The 15,002-nt window shown below is 65.0% G+C and carries 14 protein-coding genes; 9 read left to right on the plus strand and 5 right to left on the minus strand.

Annotation, left to right across the window (positions count from 1 at the left end; translation table 11 throughout):
- On the plus strand, positions 1-597 hold a 597-nt coding region (locus tag C404_RS44035; RefSeq protein ID WP_021195190.1), incomplete at its 5' end, for an ankyrin repeat domain-containing protein.
- 39 nt (positions 598-636) lie between these two features.
- On the opposite strand, the gene C404_RS44040 is transcribed toward C404_RS44035, so the two are convergent.
- On the minus strand, positions 637-2,343 hold the full coding sequence (locus C404_RS44040) for a long-chain fatty acid--CoA ligase (protein ID WP_031329443.1): 1,707 nt from the start codon (positions 2,341-2,343) through the stop codon (positions 637-639).
- 199 nt (positions 2,344-2,542) lie between these two features.
- Between C404_RS44040 and trxA the strand changes: the two genes are divergently transcribed.
- The 4 genes from trxA to C404_RS44060 all read left to right on the plus strand — a co-directional run bounded on the left by trxA (position 2,543) and on the right by C404_RS44060 (position 4,993).
- Positions 2,543-3,388 (plus strand): thioredoxin, encoded by an 846-nt coding sequence (trxA, locus tag C404_RS44045; RefSeq protein ID WP_021195192.1) that lies wholly within the window; start codon positions 2,543-2,545, stop codon positions 3,386-3,388.
- Positions 3,389-3,390: 2 nt separating this feature from the next.
- Positions 3,391-4,056: a DsbA family protein gene (locus C404_RS44050; RefSeq protein WP_021195193.1), complete on the plus strand. Its 666-nt coding sequence runs from the start codon at positions 3,391-3,393 to the stop codon at positions 4,054-4,056.
- A gap of 94 nt (positions 4,057-4,150) precedes the next feature.
- On the plus strand, positions 4,151-4,567 hold the full coding sequence (locus C404_RS44055; RefSeq protein WP_021195194.1) for a bacteriohemerythrin: 417 nt from the start codon (positions 4,151-4,153) through the stop codon (positions 4,565-4,567).
- Between the two features lie 102 nt (positions 4,568-4,669).
- On the plus strand, positions 4,670-4,993 hold the full coding sequence (locus C404_RS44060) for a thioredoxin family protein (RefSeq protein WP_021195195.1): 324 nt from the start codon (positions 4,670-4,672) through the stop codon (positions 4,991-4,993).
- A gap of 6 nt (positions 4,994-4,999) precedes the next feature.
- On the opposite strand, the gene tcdA is transcribed toward C404_RS44060, so the two are convergent.
- Positions 5,000-5,902, minus strand: coding sequence for a tRNA cyclic N6-threonylcarbamoyladenosine(37) synthase TcdA (gene tcdA / locus C404_RS44065; protein WP_021195196.1), 903 nt, complete (start codon positions 5,900-5,902; stop codon positions 5,000-5,002).
- Positions 5,903-5,985: 83 nt separating this feature from the next.
- Here tcdA and C404_RS44070 point away from each other — a divergent pair, with 83 nt between their 5' ends.
- Positions 5,986-8,250 carry an AsmA family protein gene (locus C404_RS44070; protein ID WP_021195197.1) on the plus strand — a complete coding sequence of 755 codons (2,265 nt, stop codon included), beginning with the start codon at positions 5,986-5,988 and terminating at the stop codon, positions 8,248-8,250.
- A gap of 1 nt (position 8,251) precedes the next feature.
- Here C404_RS44070 and C404_RS44075 read toward each other — a convergent pair whose 3' ends face one another.
- Genes C404_RS44075 through C404_RS44085 form a run of 3 tightly spaced genes read right to left on the minus strand, consistent with a single transcriptional unit; the run spans position 8,252 to position 11,626 of the window.
- Positions 8,252-9,520 carry a cytochrome c gene (locus C404_RS44075; RefSeq protein ID WP_021195198.1) on the minus strand — a complete coding sequence of 423 codons (1,269 nt, stop codon included), beginning with the start codon at positions 9,518-9,520 and terminating at the stop codon, positions 8,252-8,254.
- A gap of 1 nt (position 9,521) precedes the next feature.
- Positions 9,522-11,132 (minus strand): GMC family oxidoreductase, encoded by a 1,611-nt coding sequence (locus tag C404_RS44080; protein ID WP_021195199.1) that lies wholly within the window; start codon positions 11,130-11,132, stop codon positions 9,522-9,524.
- Positions 11,132-11,626, minus strand: coding sequence for a sugar dehydrogenase complex small subunit (locus C404_RS44085; protein ID WP_031329444.1), 495 nt, complete (start codon positions 11,624-11,626; stop codon positions 11,132-11,134). Before C404_RS44085 ends, C404_RS44080 begins: the two co-directional genes overlap by 1 nt.
- 205 nt (positions 11,627-11,831) lie before the next feature.
- Here C404_RS44085 and pdxH point away from each other — a divergent pair, with 205 nt between their 5' ends.
- The 3 genes from pdxH to C404_RS44100 all read left to right on the plus strand — a co-directional run bounded on the left by pdxH (position 11,832) and on the right by C404_RS44100 (position 15,001).
- Positions 11,832-12,470 carry a pyridoxamine 5'-phosphate oxidase gene (gene pdxH, locus C404_RS44090; protein ID WP_021195201.1) on the plus strand — a complete coding sequence of 213 codons (639 nt, stop codon included), beginning with the start codon at positions 11,832-11,834 and terminating at the stop codon, positions 12,468-12,470.
- Positions 12,471-12,690: 220 nt separating this feature from the next.
- Positions 12,691-13,911 (plus strand): SAM-dependent methyltransferase, encoded by a 1,221-nt coding sequence (locus C404_RS44095; protein ID WP_021195202.1) that lies wholly within the window; start codon positions 12,691-12,693, stop codon positions 13,909-13,911.
- Between the two features lie 4 nt (positions 13,912-13,915).
- Entirely contained in the window at positions 13,916-15,001 is a 1,086-nt protein-coding gene (locus C404_RS44100; RefSeq protein WP_021195203.1) for a DUF72 domain-containing protein, read from the plus strand.
- Position 15,002 lies beyond the last annotated feature (1 nt).

Consider the following 15,002-nt stretch of genomic DNA (forward strand, 5'->3'; position numbering starts at 1 on the left):
GCCACGCGTGACCGCGACCTGATTGCCGCCGCCCAAACCGGCAACACGATGGCCATCCAAGCGCTGCTGGCCGACGGCGCCAGCCTCAAGGCACGCGATGCCGACGGCCGCACCGCGCTCGTCGCCGCCGTGTCTGCACACATGGGCGCGGCGGCCCGTCTGCTCATCCAGGCCGGCGCCGACGTCAACGTGCAGGACAATGCCCAGAACAGCGCCTTCCTGCTCGCGGCGAGCCAGGGCGATGCGGAAACCGTACGTCTGGCGCTCTCGCACGGCGCCAACCTGCGCGCCACCAACGCCGAGGGCGACACCGCCCTGATCCCGGCTGCACGCCGGGGTTACGTGGAAGTGGTGAATGAACTGGCGAAAGCCGGTGTACCGCCCGATGCCACCAACAACCTGGGCCTGACGGCGCTGATCGAAGCCGTGGCTATGGGTGATGGCAGCGACAAGTACGAAAAGATCGTGCAGCTCCTGCTCGACGCCGGCGCCGATCCGAACATGCCCGACCGGGCCGGCGTCACGCCGATGCGGCATGCGCGTCAGCGTGGCTTCCACGGTATTGGCGCACTGCTGTTCAAGGCGCGCGGGCATTGAAAAAGGGGCCACTCGGGCCCCTTCTTCCGCTTCTTCGACTCAGGCTACCGCCGGTTTTTCGGCCGCCGCGTTCTTCGCGTTTTCCTGCTCCTGCAGCGTGCGCCACATCACCTTGCCCGTGCCGGACTTGGGCAGCGCATCGACAAACTCCACCACGCGCGGGTACTTGTACGCGGCCATGTTGTCGCGTGCCCAGTTGATGATGTCGTCTTCCGTGGTCTCGCCCTTGGCATGCGCCTTGAGCACGACCACCGCCTTGACCGACTCGCCACGATACGCGTCGCGCGTGCCGATGATGCAGGCCTCTTGCACGTCAGGATGCTTGTACAGCAGGCTTTCCACCTCGGCCGGCCAGACCTTGAAGCCCGAGGCGTTGATCATGCGTTTCAAGCGGTCGGTGAGGAAGAAATAGCCGTCTTCATCCATCTTGCCGAGGTCGCCCGTGCGGAAGAATGTCTTGCCCTCGAACTCGATGAAGACTTCGGCAGTGGCCTGCGGCTTGCCCCAGTAGCCCAGGAACACCTGCGGGCCGCTGACGATGATCTCGCCCACCTCGCCAATCGGCAGCTCCTGCAACGTCTGCGGATCGACGATGCGCGCATCGGTGTTGAACACGGGAATGCCCAGACACTGCTGCTTGGCCCGGTCGGCCGGGTTGCTGTGCGTGGGCGCGATGGTTTCCGACAGGCCGTAGCCTTCCTGATACGCCAGGTTGAAATCCTTCAGCAGGCGCTCGGCCACGGCCTGAGGCATCGCCGCGCCGCCGCCGCCGATGTAGGCGAGGCTCGACAGGTCGAACTCCGCCAGTTGGGGGCTCGCCAGAAAGTCGATCACCATGGTCGGGATGTTCGTCCAGTGCGTGATCTTGTAGCGCGAGATCAACCGCCCCGCTACTTCGCGATCCCAGCGCGGCAGCATCACCACCGTGGAGCCCATGTAGATCGGCGCGTTCATCCCGTACTGCATGCCCGTCACGTGGAACAGCGGGATGATCGACAGGCTCACGCCCTCCTTCGTCCCATTCGACCACATCGAACCGCCGACGATGTTGTGCATCACCGTGCGGTGCGGGTGCATGCAGCCCTTCGGGAAGCCTGTGGTGCCCGACGTGTACGGCATCACGGCCAGGTCGTCCGGCCCGGCGGTGTGCGGGCCCGGCACGAGGCGCTGGGCAATCACATCGTTCCAGGCAACGGCGCCCGGCTGCGGCGGATGCTCGGCCGTGATCCATGCCGGCGGTGCATCTTCGGGATATTCGTAGGTGGCCGGCAGCGCGTCAGCGTAGGACGTGACCAGCAGATGCTTCGTGCGTTGCGCTTCCGGCAGCTCGGCGTTGGAGGTCGTCACGTTGACGGCCAGATCGGCGCTGCAGATGACCGTGCTGGCGCCCGCATCGGTGATGTAGTGCTTGAACTCTTCCGGCCGGTTCATCGGGTTGACCGGCACGACCACCGCATCGGCGCGCAGGATGCCGTAGTACGCGGCCATGAACTGCGGGCAGTTCTGCATGTACAGCAACACACGATCGCCCTTCTGCACGCCGGCCACCTGCTGCAGCCAGCCGGCCACGGCCACCGCATCGTCATGCAGCTCGCGGAAGGTGGTGTGGCGACCGTAGAAGATGATCGCGTCCTTGTCCGGATAGCGTCGCGCAGACACTTCCAGGTTGTACCAAAGGCTGGTTTGGGGCGACGTGATGTTGTGCGGCATACGTCGGGGCCAGAACTGGAAGTGCGGTCGTGCCATAGCGTGTCTCCGAGAATCTGTCTGTTGTTTTTACCGGATGGTATCCGAACGATCGTTCTATTTTCAACCGTTGTCAGGACAGCCATTTTTAAGAACGCAAAAAACAGCCTGGAAGCGGCCCCAGGCACCCCCAAGTAGAATGCTCGACACACCGCCGGCAAACGCTGCCGGCCGCACTTTTCCCAGGAGAATCCCGCCGATGAGCGACGTCACCTCGCAGAGTTTCGCGCAGGAAGTGATCGAAACATCTCGCCAAGTCCCTGTACTGGTCGATTTCTGGGCGCCGTGGTGCGGGCCCTGCCGCACGCTGGGCCCGATGCTGGAAAAGCTCGAAGCCGAATACGCCGGCAAGTGGAAGCTCGCCAAGGTCAATTCGGATGAGAACCCCGAGCTGTCGGCGCACTTCAACGTGCGCAGCATTCCGTACGTGGTCGCCTTTGTGGACGGCAAGCCGGTCGACCAGTTTGTCGGCGTGCTGTCCGAAGGGCAGTTGCGCGGGTTTCTTGACCGCGTGATCCCGCAACCGGCCGACGTGGCCTACCGTGAAGGGCTGGCCGCGCGCCAGGCCGGCGAGATCGCCCATGCACGCGAGGCGTTCCAGAATGCGCTGGCGTTCGACCCCGGTTTCGATGCGGCACGCTTTGAGCTGGTCAGCCTGCTGCTCGACAGCGGGGACGTGCGCGCAGCGCAGGGGGAGTTCGAGTTGCTCTCGCCCAAGGCGCCGCAGGACGCGCGCTACGGCCCGCTGCAAACGCGCCTGAAGGCCACGAAACGCGCCGATGCGCTGCCCGATGCCAACGCGCTGCGCCTGCGCATCGAGAGCGAGCCGGACAACGTGCAGGCCCGCCTGGACCTTGCCGAGCAGTACATCGCGCAGCAGAACTACGAAGCCGCGCTTGAACAACTGATTGCCATCGTCGAGCGCGACCGCACCTTCCGCGACGACATTGCGCGCAAAACCATGGTGTCGGTGTTCGACATGATGCGCGATGCGCCGCAGGCGGTGTCGCACTGGCGCCGCCAACTGGCCTCCAAACTGAACTGACCATGCGCCTCATCTACGTTGCTGATCCGATGTGTTCGTGGTGCTACGGCTTCGGCCCCCAGCTGGCCGATTTGCGTAAGCGGCTGGGCGAGCTGCTTGGCGCACCGGTGCCGGTCACGCTCATCACCGGTGGATTGCGCCCCGGCCAGCGCGAGCCCATGGCGGCCGACAAGCGCGACGAGATCCTCCACCACTGGCACGCCGTGGCCGAGCGCAGCGGCATGCCGTTCGACCAGTCGCCCGAGGTGGCCATGCGTCGCGATGGTTTCGTCTACGACACCGAGCCCGCCTGCCGCGTTGCGGTGCTGGCACGCGAGCATTGGGGTGAAGATGACGAGCGCGTGCTCACGCTCTTCCATGCCGTCCAGCATGCCTTCTATGCCGAAGGCCGTGACACGACGCAGGCTAACGTACTACGCGAAGTCGCCGTCGCCAACGGCATCGACGCCGCGCATTTCGATGCCGTGTTCGATACCGACGCGCTGCGCGAAGAAACACGCGAAGACTTCCGCCTCTCGCGCCGCTGGGGCATCAACGGCTTCCCGAGTCTGCTGGCCGAGCAGAACGGCACGCTGTACCAGATCGGACGCGGCTATGCGCCATCGGTAGCGCTGTATGCGCGGGCGGTGGAAGTGATGCAGCAGCATCCTGCGGCAGACGCTGAATAAGCGGCCCGATCCAGCGATTTGCCCGGCGTCAAACCAGACCACAAAGGCCGTCGCGTAAGCTGACGGCCTTGTCCATCCCGCCTATCCACCCACCATGCCCGTGATCGAATGGTCTGAGGCGCTCCAGCTTGGAGACGCCGCCACCGACGCCAACCACGCCGAGTTCTGCGCGCTGCTCAACACCGTGGCCGACGCGGCGGACGCCGACTTCATTGCCGCACTCGATGCCTTCATCGCGCATACCGAAATCCACTTCGGCGAAGAAAACACCTGGATGGACGCAGCGGAGTTTCCACCGCGCCATTGCCATCGCGGCGAGCACGACAACGTGCTGGCGCTGTGCCGTGAAGTGCGCAAGCGTGCCGCTGCGGGCGAGATGGAACTGGGGCGCCGTCTGGTGGCGGAGCTGCCCGAGTGGTTTGCCCAGCACGTGGACGTGATGGACCGCATGATGACGACGTATCTCGCACAAATGGGCAACCCGATGGGCACCATCGAGCACGCTGGCTGAACACGGGTTGTCGATCGGGTTCTGCCTGCCTAGAGTCAGAGTGGCCCGGCTCGCGCGCCCTTGCTGCGCGGGGGGCCTCCCCACCCCGACGAAGGAGTGCCCATGAAGATCGTCAACGATGCTTCGTTTCAATCAGACGTGATCGACGCCTCGCAAAGCAAGCCCGTGGTGGTGTGCTTTGCCGCCGAGTGGAGCCACCCCAGCCAGTGTGCGGTGGCCAGCCTGGAAAAGATGGAGTCGAGCTACGCCGGGCGCGCCACGTTCGTCACCATGGACTTTGACGAGAACGAAGGTACCGCAGCCAAGTACGGCGTATCGGTCATGCCGGCGTTCGTGCTGTTTGCCAACAGCCAGCCGAGTAGCGAATGGTCGGGGCGCTACGCGGACCAGATCCAGGAAAAACTGGACCAGCTCCTGCCCCACTAGGCCCAGTCAGATTGCGGCGATCGCTCGCAAGGCGGTCGATGCCGCCACCATCCCGAACACCGCCGTCACGCACACCGACGAGCCGAAGCCTGCACAAGCCAACCCTTGCGGGCCTTGTGACGGCTGCGGGGCGGGCGGGGCGTTGACGACTTCGATTTCCCCGGCCGCGGCCAGATCATCAATGCCGGCGTGGCTCGATTCGACCGGCAGTTCGATCGCGCAGGCCTGCTGTTCGGGTTCCGGATAGCGCAGCGGCTCATCCGAGAATACGGCATCGATGCCGAACTTCGTCTTGGGGTTCTTCGCAAAGCCATGCTGGCGACGCAGGTTGCCGCGCACCTTGGCGAGCAACGGATCCTGAATCGTGCGCGTGAGATCGGTCACGCGAATGCGCGTCGGGTCCAGTTGCCCGCCTGCAGCACCACAGGTCACCACGCGTTTGCCGGTGCGCTTGCAGAACGCGAGGATGGCCGTCTTCACCTTCACCGCATCAATGGCGTCGATCACGTAGTCAAACGGGTGGCCGAGCAAGGCCTCGACGTTTTCCACGGTGACGAAATCGTCGATGCGGCTTATCTCGGCACGTGGATTGATCTGCAGGATGCGCTCGGCCATGGCGTCGACCTTGGCCATGCCGTAGGCATCGCCCAGCGCGTGAATCTGGCGGTTGGTGTTGGAGACGGCAATGTGGTCGAGATCGATCAGCGTGAGCTTGCCGACACCGCATCGCGCCAACGCTTCCGCCACCCACGAACCCACGCCGCCGATGCCGATCACGCACACGTGTGCCGCCGCAAAGCGCTCCAGCGCGTTGGGGCCATACAGGCGCGCGACACCGCCAAAGCGGCGTGCATATTCGTCATCCAGGATGGGCGGGTGCGCGGGCGCGCTGATTGCTACTTGGCTCATGACACAATTGAATCGGGACTGCGCCGAACTATATATCAATGCGGCGAGTCGGATTTTTACGTGCCAAACCCATAACAAGACCCATGCGAACCTCCGGCAAGCTTGCCCTCGGACTGGTCCTCTCGCCCGTTGTCATCGGGGCGGCGGCGGTCATCTTTGTGCTGACGTTCGATTGGAACCGCGCCAAGCCGTACCTGAACGACCACGTCTCGCAAGCCATCGGCCGTGCATTCGCCATCAACGGCGACCTGATGCTGACGTGGAAGAAGCCCGAAGGCGAAACCGGTTGGCGTGCCTATGTGCCCTGGCCGCGCCTGATTGCCAACGACATCACCGTCGGCAATCCGGATTGGACCAAGCAGCCGCACGTGGCGACGATCCACCAGCTCACCTTCGTGCTGGAAGCACTGCCGCTGCTGGCGCACCGCATCGTCATCCCGAGTGTCACGCTGGATACGCCGGCCATTGCACTGGAGCGCGACAAGCAGAACCGCAACAACTGGACGTTCGACCTCGCGGGCAACAACGGCGGCGACAACAAACCCTCCGACTGGAAGCTGGAGCTGCGCGAGATTGCCTTCAGCAAGGGCACGCTGGCGCTGGATGACGACCTCAAGCGCATCCACCTAGCCGCCACGATCGACACAGTCGACAACCAGGCGCTCTACACGGCTGCCAACGGCACGGCGATCAAGGGCAGCGAGCAACCGGCGATGGTGCCAACAGCCTCGGGTGCGGCTGCGTCAGGTGCTGCAGCCAATGCGCCTGTCACGCCCGATCCTGAGCAGCCGTATGGCATCGCCTGGACGGTCAAGGGCACTTACAACAACGCCGCCATCAACGGTAGCGGCAAGGCCGGTGGCGTGCTGCGCCTGCAGGATGCCAAGCGCCCCTACCCACTGCAGGCCGACGTGACGGTGGGCAAGACCCGCATCGACCTGGCCGGCACGCTGACCAACCCTTCCAGCCTTGCGGCACTGGACCTGCGGCTGCACCTGTCGGGCGCCAGCATGGCGCAGCTGTATCCACTCACGGGCGTGGTGCTGCCCGACACGCCGCCGTTCGACACGCGCGGCCGGCTGATCGGCGAATTGCGCAAGCAGGGTTCCAGCTGGCGCTACGAAAACTTCACCGGCCGCGTGGGCGGCTCAGACCTGGGCGGCACCCTCACCTTTGCGATGCGTGAGCCGCGCCCGCAACTGACCGGCGAGCTTGTCTCGCATCAGTTGCTGTTTGCCGACCTGGCCCCGATCATCGGCGCCGACTCCAACGCCAGCAAGGCCAAACGCGCTGACCCTAGCGCAGAACCGGGCGACAGTAAAACCGTCCGCCAGCCCGCTGACAAAGTGCTGCCGGTCGAGCCCTTCCGCACCGACCGCTGGAACGCCATCGACGCCGACGTGAAGTTCACCGGCGAGCGCATCGTCCACAGCGCCGACCTGCCGATCGACCACCTCGTCACGCACGTCAAGCTGCAGGACGCGGTGCTGACGCTCGACCCGCTCAACTTCGGCATTGCGGGCGGCACGCTCACCTCCAATATTCAGCTCGATGGTCACGCCACGCCGATGCAGGCACGCGCGGCGCTGGCGGCCCGACATTTCAAGATCAAGCAGCTGTTCCCGAACATCGAATCGATGCGCGCCAGCGTGGGCGAGATCAACGGCGATGCGCGCCTATCCGCTACCGGCAACTCGGTTGCCGCCCTGCTCGGCTCGTCCAACGGTGAGATGAAGGTGCTCGTGGAGCAAGGCACGATCAGCAAGTTCATCCTCGAAGCGATGGGGCTGAACGTGGGGAACGTGATCCTCACCAAGCTCTTTGGCGACAAGCAGGTCACCATCAACTGCGCGGCCGGCGACTTTGCGGTGAGCGACGGGTTGGCGCAGGCGCGGACCTTTGTGGTCGACACGCAGGATGCGGTGATCGACGTGACCGGCACGACGAACTTCAAGCAGGAGGCGCTGGACTTCACCATCCATCCGGATTCGAAGGGGCTGCGTGTGTTTTCGCTGCGTACGCCGCTGTACGTGAAGGGTACGTACAAGCATCCGGATGTGTCGATCAACCCGGCCGTGGTGGCGCTGCGCGCAGGCGGCGCGGTGGCGCTGGCGTTTGCGGCCCCCATTGCGGCAGTGCTACCGGTGCTTGAACTCAAGCCGGCGCCGGACAGCCCGTGCGGCAAACTGCTGGCCGACGTACGCCAGCGCCCCACGGCCCCGCCGCCGGGCAAGACCTATCGCAGCAAGAACCCGGGGCGTACACCCGATGGCGAGTTGAAATCCGCACAGCCCGTCCCGCGCACAAGCACACCACCCTCGCGCGATCCGATGACGAGCGGCGGCTGATTCAGCGTCGCTTCGCAATCCCCTCTGCCGTCATCTGCGGCGTGGCCGGATCGCCAAACTGCCGCGTCACGTAGTTCGTGAGGGCGGCGAGTTGCGCGTCCGACAACGCGCGCCCGAACGCAGGCATGCCGATGTGCCGATCCCCGGCCTTGCGCTCGATGCCATGCAGGATCACCTGCACCAGATTGCCCGAGTCACGCGCCCCCACCGTGGAGTTATGCAGCAACGGCGGGTAGTAGCCGTCGGGGGTGCCGCGCCCATCGGCCTGATGGCAGGTGGCGCAGTTGCCGAGATACAGACGTGCGGCGTCGATGGTGGTTTCGATCGACTTGCCGCGCAGCGCGATCACGTCGGTGGCGGGCTTGCCCCAGTCCTGCCGCGCGCGCTCCAGGTTATTGCTGACGGCGGGCACGGTGCGCAGGTACTCCACCATCGCCAGGATGTCGCGTTCAGTCATGCGCGAGAAGCTGTGCTGCACCGCCTCGCCCATCGGCCCGGCTGCCTGCGCCACGCCCGGCACGCTGCCAGTGCGCAGGTACTGCACGACCTGCTCGGGTTTCCACGCCCCAATGCCGCTGACGGGGTCAGACGTGATGTTGAACGCTGTCCAACCCGCCAACGTCGAGCCCGACAGATACCCCTTGCCACGCTCGTCCATCGCCTTCTCCTGCATGGCGAAGCCGCGCGGCGTGTGGCAGGTGCCGCAATGCGCGAGGCCCTGCATCAGGTAGGCACCGCGATTCCATGTGGGTGTCTTGTCGCCCCAGGGGACATACGGCTCGCTCTTGAGGAAGACCAGGTTCCATAGCTTGAGCGGCCACCGCATGTTCAGTGGCCAACGGATCGTGCTGGGCGGCGGTTCGTTCTGCACAGCCGTCACGCCATAGTGGAAATATGCATAGAGATCGCGCATGTCCGCATCGTTGATCTTCGCGTACGAGGGATACGGCATGGCCGGATACAGGTTGTCGCCGTCGTCGTCCACGCCCTTGCGCACGGCCCGCTCGAAGTCTTCGTAGCTCCATTTGCCGATCCCGGTCTTCTCATCGGGCGTGATGTTGCTGGTGTAGATCGTGCCCAGCATCGGGATCGGCATGGGCAAACCGCCGGCAAAGGGCTTGCCGCCCGGTGCGGTGTGGCAGGCAGCGCAGTCCGCGGCAATGGCAAGGTATTCGCCGCGCTTGATCTGCGCGGTGTCGGCCGGTGTGTCCTTGGCGGAAGCGACAGTCGCCACGCTGGCAAGCAACAGGAAAAAGGCGATCGCTTTCATCTCACGCCTCCTTCTTCAGTTGATCGGCAATGCGCAGCGCCAGCGCCGCAATGGTCAGCGTCACGTTGACGGTGCCCACCGTCGGCATGGTGGAACTGCTGCTGATGAACAGGTTCGGGTGGTCGAACGTGCGGCAGTCCTTGTCGACCACAGAATCCTTCGGGTCCGCCCCCATGATGGTCGCGCCGGTGATGTGGTTGTTGGGCGCGAAGTCGTCGTTGAACTGCACGTCGGTGCCGCCCAGTACCTTGGCGGCTGTGGCGTAAACCTGGCGCGTATGCACGGCGCTGCGTTTGACGTAGTCGTCGATGCGGTAGGTGATCTCGGGGCGAGGAATGCCGATAGCGTCGACCTCGGTCGCGCTCGGCACGATGCGGTTCTCGGGCAACGGCAGGATCTCGTGAAAGCTGTCGAACTCCACAAAGCGCGCGGCCTGGTCACGAATGCGCGCATCCAGTTCGGCAGGCTTGATGAGCTTGCCTTCCTTGAAGATGCGTTGCGTCTCCTGCTCAATGCGCGAGATGTTCGACAGGTGCAGCTTCTTGCCCGCCTGCGTGGCGCGGAACGGCCCGTCGCGAAAGCCGATCAACGAGGTCATCTCCTGCGGCCCGCGGCCCGGCCACAGTTTGCGGTCGGCGTAGAAGCTCACGCCGGTACCGGGGTGGTCCATCAGGTTGCGGCCCACCATGTCTGAGCTGTTGCCCACGCCCTTGGGATAGTCCTGGCTGGTGGACATGAGCATCAGCTTGGGCGTTTCGATGCCGTTGGCCGCCAACACGAACCACTTGCCTTCCACGCGGTGTTCGACGCCCTTCGCATCCTTGTAGCGTGCGGCCACGATGCGCTTGTTGGCGCCAACTTCCAGCTTGAAGACCACCGCGTTTTCGATCAGGCGTGCACCGGCCTGCTCAGCTTTCTCTACATGGAAGATGCCGTTGTACATCGCCCCAATCGGGCAGATCGGCATGCAATTGTTGTTGCCGCAGCAGGTCGGTCGGCCGTCGTAGGGGCGGCTGTTGCGGGCGACCGGTTCGGTCACCACGTGGAAGTCCGGGTCGTACCCGTTGAGCGCTTCCTTGATGGTGCGTTCATTGAACGACAGCGGCAGCGGCGTCATCGGATACGGCTGGCTGCGTGGGGAGCCCAGTTCCTCATCATTCGGCCCCCACACGCCAAGCGCTTCTTCTGCGCGGCCGTAGTAGCGCTCCAGATCGCTGTACTGCAAAGGCCAGTCACGCGCGATGCCGTACACGCTGCGCAGCTTGAAATCGTTCGGCAGAAAGCGCCAGGTGGACGCTGCCCAGTGCCACGTCGTGCCGCCCACCGCGCGGATGTATTGCGAGTTGAATTTGTGCTCGCCCTTGAGGATCAGGTAGTTGTTGGGCGGGCCGTACTCCGGATGCGGCGCCCACGATGTGGATGGATACGGCGCCATGAAATCCATCTTGTCGGCCTGATTGCGGAAGCGCTCGACGATCTCCCAGCGCGGCAGGCGCGGGCCGGCCTCGAGCATCAGCACCGACTTGCCGGCACGCGCCAGCTCGTACGCCACCAGCGCACCGGCCACGCCGGAACCCACCACAACGATATCGGCTTGTTGGGTATCGGGCATCAGGCTTGCCTCTCGACAGGGGGTTCGGCCCAGAAGCCGGGCTGGTTGGGGCAATACGTGCGGATGACCAGCGTGTCGGACACCACGCTGTACATCAGCGCCTGTTCGTACGTGACAACATTGCCGTCGACCACGCCCAGGTACCACGCCTCCAGAATGCGCAGCGCGGTCTTCTGTTGTTCTTCGGAGAGCGCACCGGCTGCCAGCGATTGCGCCAGCGGCCGCAACTGCGCGACAAAGTCGCTGCCCGGCTTGCCCAACGCCGCCAGCAAGCGCGTGCCGACGGCACGATCCAGCGCTGGCCGGGCCGTCAACGCCTGTGACAACGCCATGAACGCATCGAGCGGTTCGCCAGGGGCCTGCGCCACCGCGTGCAGCACCTGCGCGCCGACCAGCCCGGCAGCCGCAACGGCCAGCGTGCCCTGCAACCACTGGCGGCGCGTCAACCCGAAAGGCGCCTCTGCGGGTTCTGGGGAAGGAGAATGAGTCGCCATTTCGACATCCTCTTGCAACTTTTGCGGGGGAATCGGGCGAGCGTGCTGCCGCGCGGCCCGAATTGCCAATATAGGCGGCGCATCACCGATCGCCAGAACCCTGGCACAAGCGCGAACCGTGCCAGGCACTCTTGCGTATGCGCAAACGGCGGTCGGCCGTGTTTGTCTATACTCGGCCCGTTCGCATGCCGCTTCCCCTTGCACCATGACTTCCATCGCCGATATCCGCACCGAATACGCCCGCGCCTCGCTCGACATTGCCGACGTCGACGCCAACCCCCTGCGCCAGTTCCGCCGCTGGTTTGACGAAGCACTCAAGGCCGAAGTGGCCGAGGTCAACGCCATGTCGCTCGCCACGGTCGACGCGCACGGCCAGCCGTCGGCGCGCATCGTCCTGCTCAAGAACCTGGACGAGCGCGGCTTCACCTTCTTCACCAACTACGCCAGCCACAAGGGCGAGGAACTGGCCGCCAACCCGCACGCGGCGCTGCTGTTCCACTGGATTGGGCTGGAGCGCCAGGTGCGCATCCAGGGCATCGTCGAGAAAGTGTCGGAAGCCGAGAGCGATGCCTACTACCACTCGCGCCCGCTGGGCTCGCGCCTGGGTGCTTGGGCATCGGAGCAAAGCAGCGAAGTGCCCGACCGCGCCACGCTGGAGGCACGCGAAGCCGAATACCGCGAACGCTTTGGCGATGCACCGCCGCGCCCGCCGCACTGGGGCGGTTACCGCCTGCTGCCCGCGTGCCTGGAGTTCTGGCAAGGCCGTCCGTCTCGCCTGCATGACCGGCTGGAATATCGCAAGCAAGCCGACGGCACCTGGAAGATCGCCCGCCTGGCCCCCTGATTGGGTATGGCCCGAATGGAGCCCCACGCGCAATGGGTTATTGCGCGCCGCGTCATCCCGGCACGGCGCTTGCTGCCACGTGGATAGGGCCTCGCGCCGCCCCTAAGACCCGCACAGCAGCATGGAAAAGTTTGTCGTAAGCTAATGTGATGCGTTGTGATCCGTTCGGGCGGCAATCCGATGGCCGCCCCGAATCTGTGCACATCTGGGAGGCCTCGACATGTTTTTTCAACAGGCGATTGACCGCAAGCTCGAGCAATGGATCAAGGAGATCCGCGAATCTGCCAACCTCCCGGTGCGCCTGCGCCTATGGAACGGCGACCAGTACGAACTCGGCCGCTTCGACCAACCGCGCGTCACGCTCACCGTGCGCGAAGCCAGCGCCCTGCCGCTGCTGCTGTCCCCCACGCTTAACAACCTCGGTGAGGCCTACGTCCAGGAGAAGATCGACCTGGAAGGCAAACTGGCCGACATCATCAACGTGAGCTACGGCCTGGCCTCCGCGGCGGCCGCCAAGAGCGGCAACGCGCTGGCTCGCGTGGTACGCCACTTCGCGCACACGAAGGAAGGCGACAAGGAATCGATCCAGTACCACTACGACGTCTCCAACGACTTCTACCAGCTGTGGCTGGACCAGAACATGGTCTACTCCTGCGCCTACTTCGAGAACGGCGACGAAACACTCGACGAAGCGCAGCTCAAGAAGATCGACCACATCCTCACCAAAATCCGCTTGCAGCCTGGGCAAACGCTGCTCGACATCGGCTGCGGCTGGGGGGCGCTGGTGCTGCGCGCGGCGCAGAAGTACGGCGCGCGCTGTCTGGGCGTGACACTGTCGCAGAACCAGTACGACCTCGCCACCGAACGCGTGCGCGCCGCCGGGCTGCAGGACCAGATCGAAATCCGCATCCAGGACTACCGCGACCTCGCCGGCCAGTTCGACCGCATCACCAGCGTCGGCATGTTCGAGCACGTCGGGCGCAAGAACCTGCCGGGGTACTTCCGCCGCATCCACAACCTGCTGGCCGATGGCGGTGTCGCCATGAACCACGGCATCACCTCCACCGACCCCGACGGCGGCGAGGCCGCGATGGGTGGCGGCGATTTCATCGATCGCTACGTCTTCCCGCAGGGCGAACTGCCGCATATCTCGCTGGCGCTCTCCGCCGCGCAGGACGGTGGCTTGGAAGCGCTTGACGTCGAAAGCCTGCGCCGCCACTATGCGCGCACGCTTGAGCACTGGGCCGAGCGCTTCGAGGCCAACGGCGACACCATCCGCGCGATGGTCGGCGAGAAGAAGTACCGCATCTGGCGCGTCTACCTGGCCGGCTGCGCACATGCCTTTGACGCCGACGAGATCTCGATCTTCCAGACCGTGCTGCAGAAGGCCGGCCAGTCGGCGACATCGATCCCGTGGTCGCGCCGCTTTATCTACGCGTGACCATTTGACCAGCACCCCGCCTATCGACGACCTGTTTGGCGCACCGCCCGCCCCCAGCGACGACGCGGCCGCCAAACCACCTGCCAAACCCAAGCGCTCCGCCACCCGCCAGGGTGTGCAGCCGGCCACGGTTTCACCTGAGGTGGTGGCGCTTGCGCAGCGCCTGCTGCGTGGGCTGCATGGGTTACGCATTGGCACGTCGTCGTGGTCGTACCCAGGGTGGAATGGGCTGGTGTATGCGGGCGAGTATTCGGATTCGATGCTCGCGCGCAAAGGGCTGTCGGCCTACGCACAGCATCCGCTGCTGCGCACGGTCAGCATTGACCGAGGCTTCTATTCGCCGATTCCGTTGGCGGACTACGTGGCCTACGCGGCCAGCGTGCCGGAAGATTTCCGCTTTGCCGTCAAGGCCACGTCCGCCGTATGCGATGCATGGATTCGCGAATCGGACGGACGCGGCCGCATGGCCAACCCCGCGTTCTTGAACGCAGAATTTGCGATCCGCGATTTTGTCGATCCGGCCACGCGTGGGCTTGGCGTGCGGTGCGGGCCGCTGGTGTTCCAGCTCTCGCCACTGGGCGCGTTGGCTGAAGACGCCACCGGTTTTGTGGAGCGGCTCGACGCGTTTCTGACCGCGCTGCCGCCGCTCGATCCGCAGCTCAATCCGGATGCCGTCTATGCGGTGGAATTGCGCGACGCCACGCTGCTCACGCCACGCTTCATCAAGATGCTGCGCGCGGCCGGCGTGCGCTACTGCGTGGGCCTGCACGAGCGCATGCCGGCGGCCGACCGGCAAGCCGCCGCCGTGGCGTTGTTGGATGAGGGTGCGGGCGGCCCGCTGGTGGTGCGCTGGAACCTGAACAGCCGCTACCGCTATGCGCAAGCCGAAGCGGCGTACAAGCCGTTCGACAAGCTCGTCGATGAAGACCCGTTCTCGCGCGAAACACTCGCCGACATGGCGGTGGCCGCGCTGGCCGCCGGGCGCAGGGTGACGATCCTGGTCAGCAACAAGGCCGAGGGATCGTCCCCGCTCTCATGCATAAAACTGGCCGAAGCCATCGCCGCGCGCCTGCCGGCAGACGCTGCGTAGC

The organism is Ralstonia sp. AU12-08 (genome assembly GCF_000442475.1).
Classification (GTDB): Bacteria; Pseudomonadota; Gammaproteobacteria; order Burkholderiales; family Burkholderiaceae; genus Ralstonia; species Ralstonia insidiosa.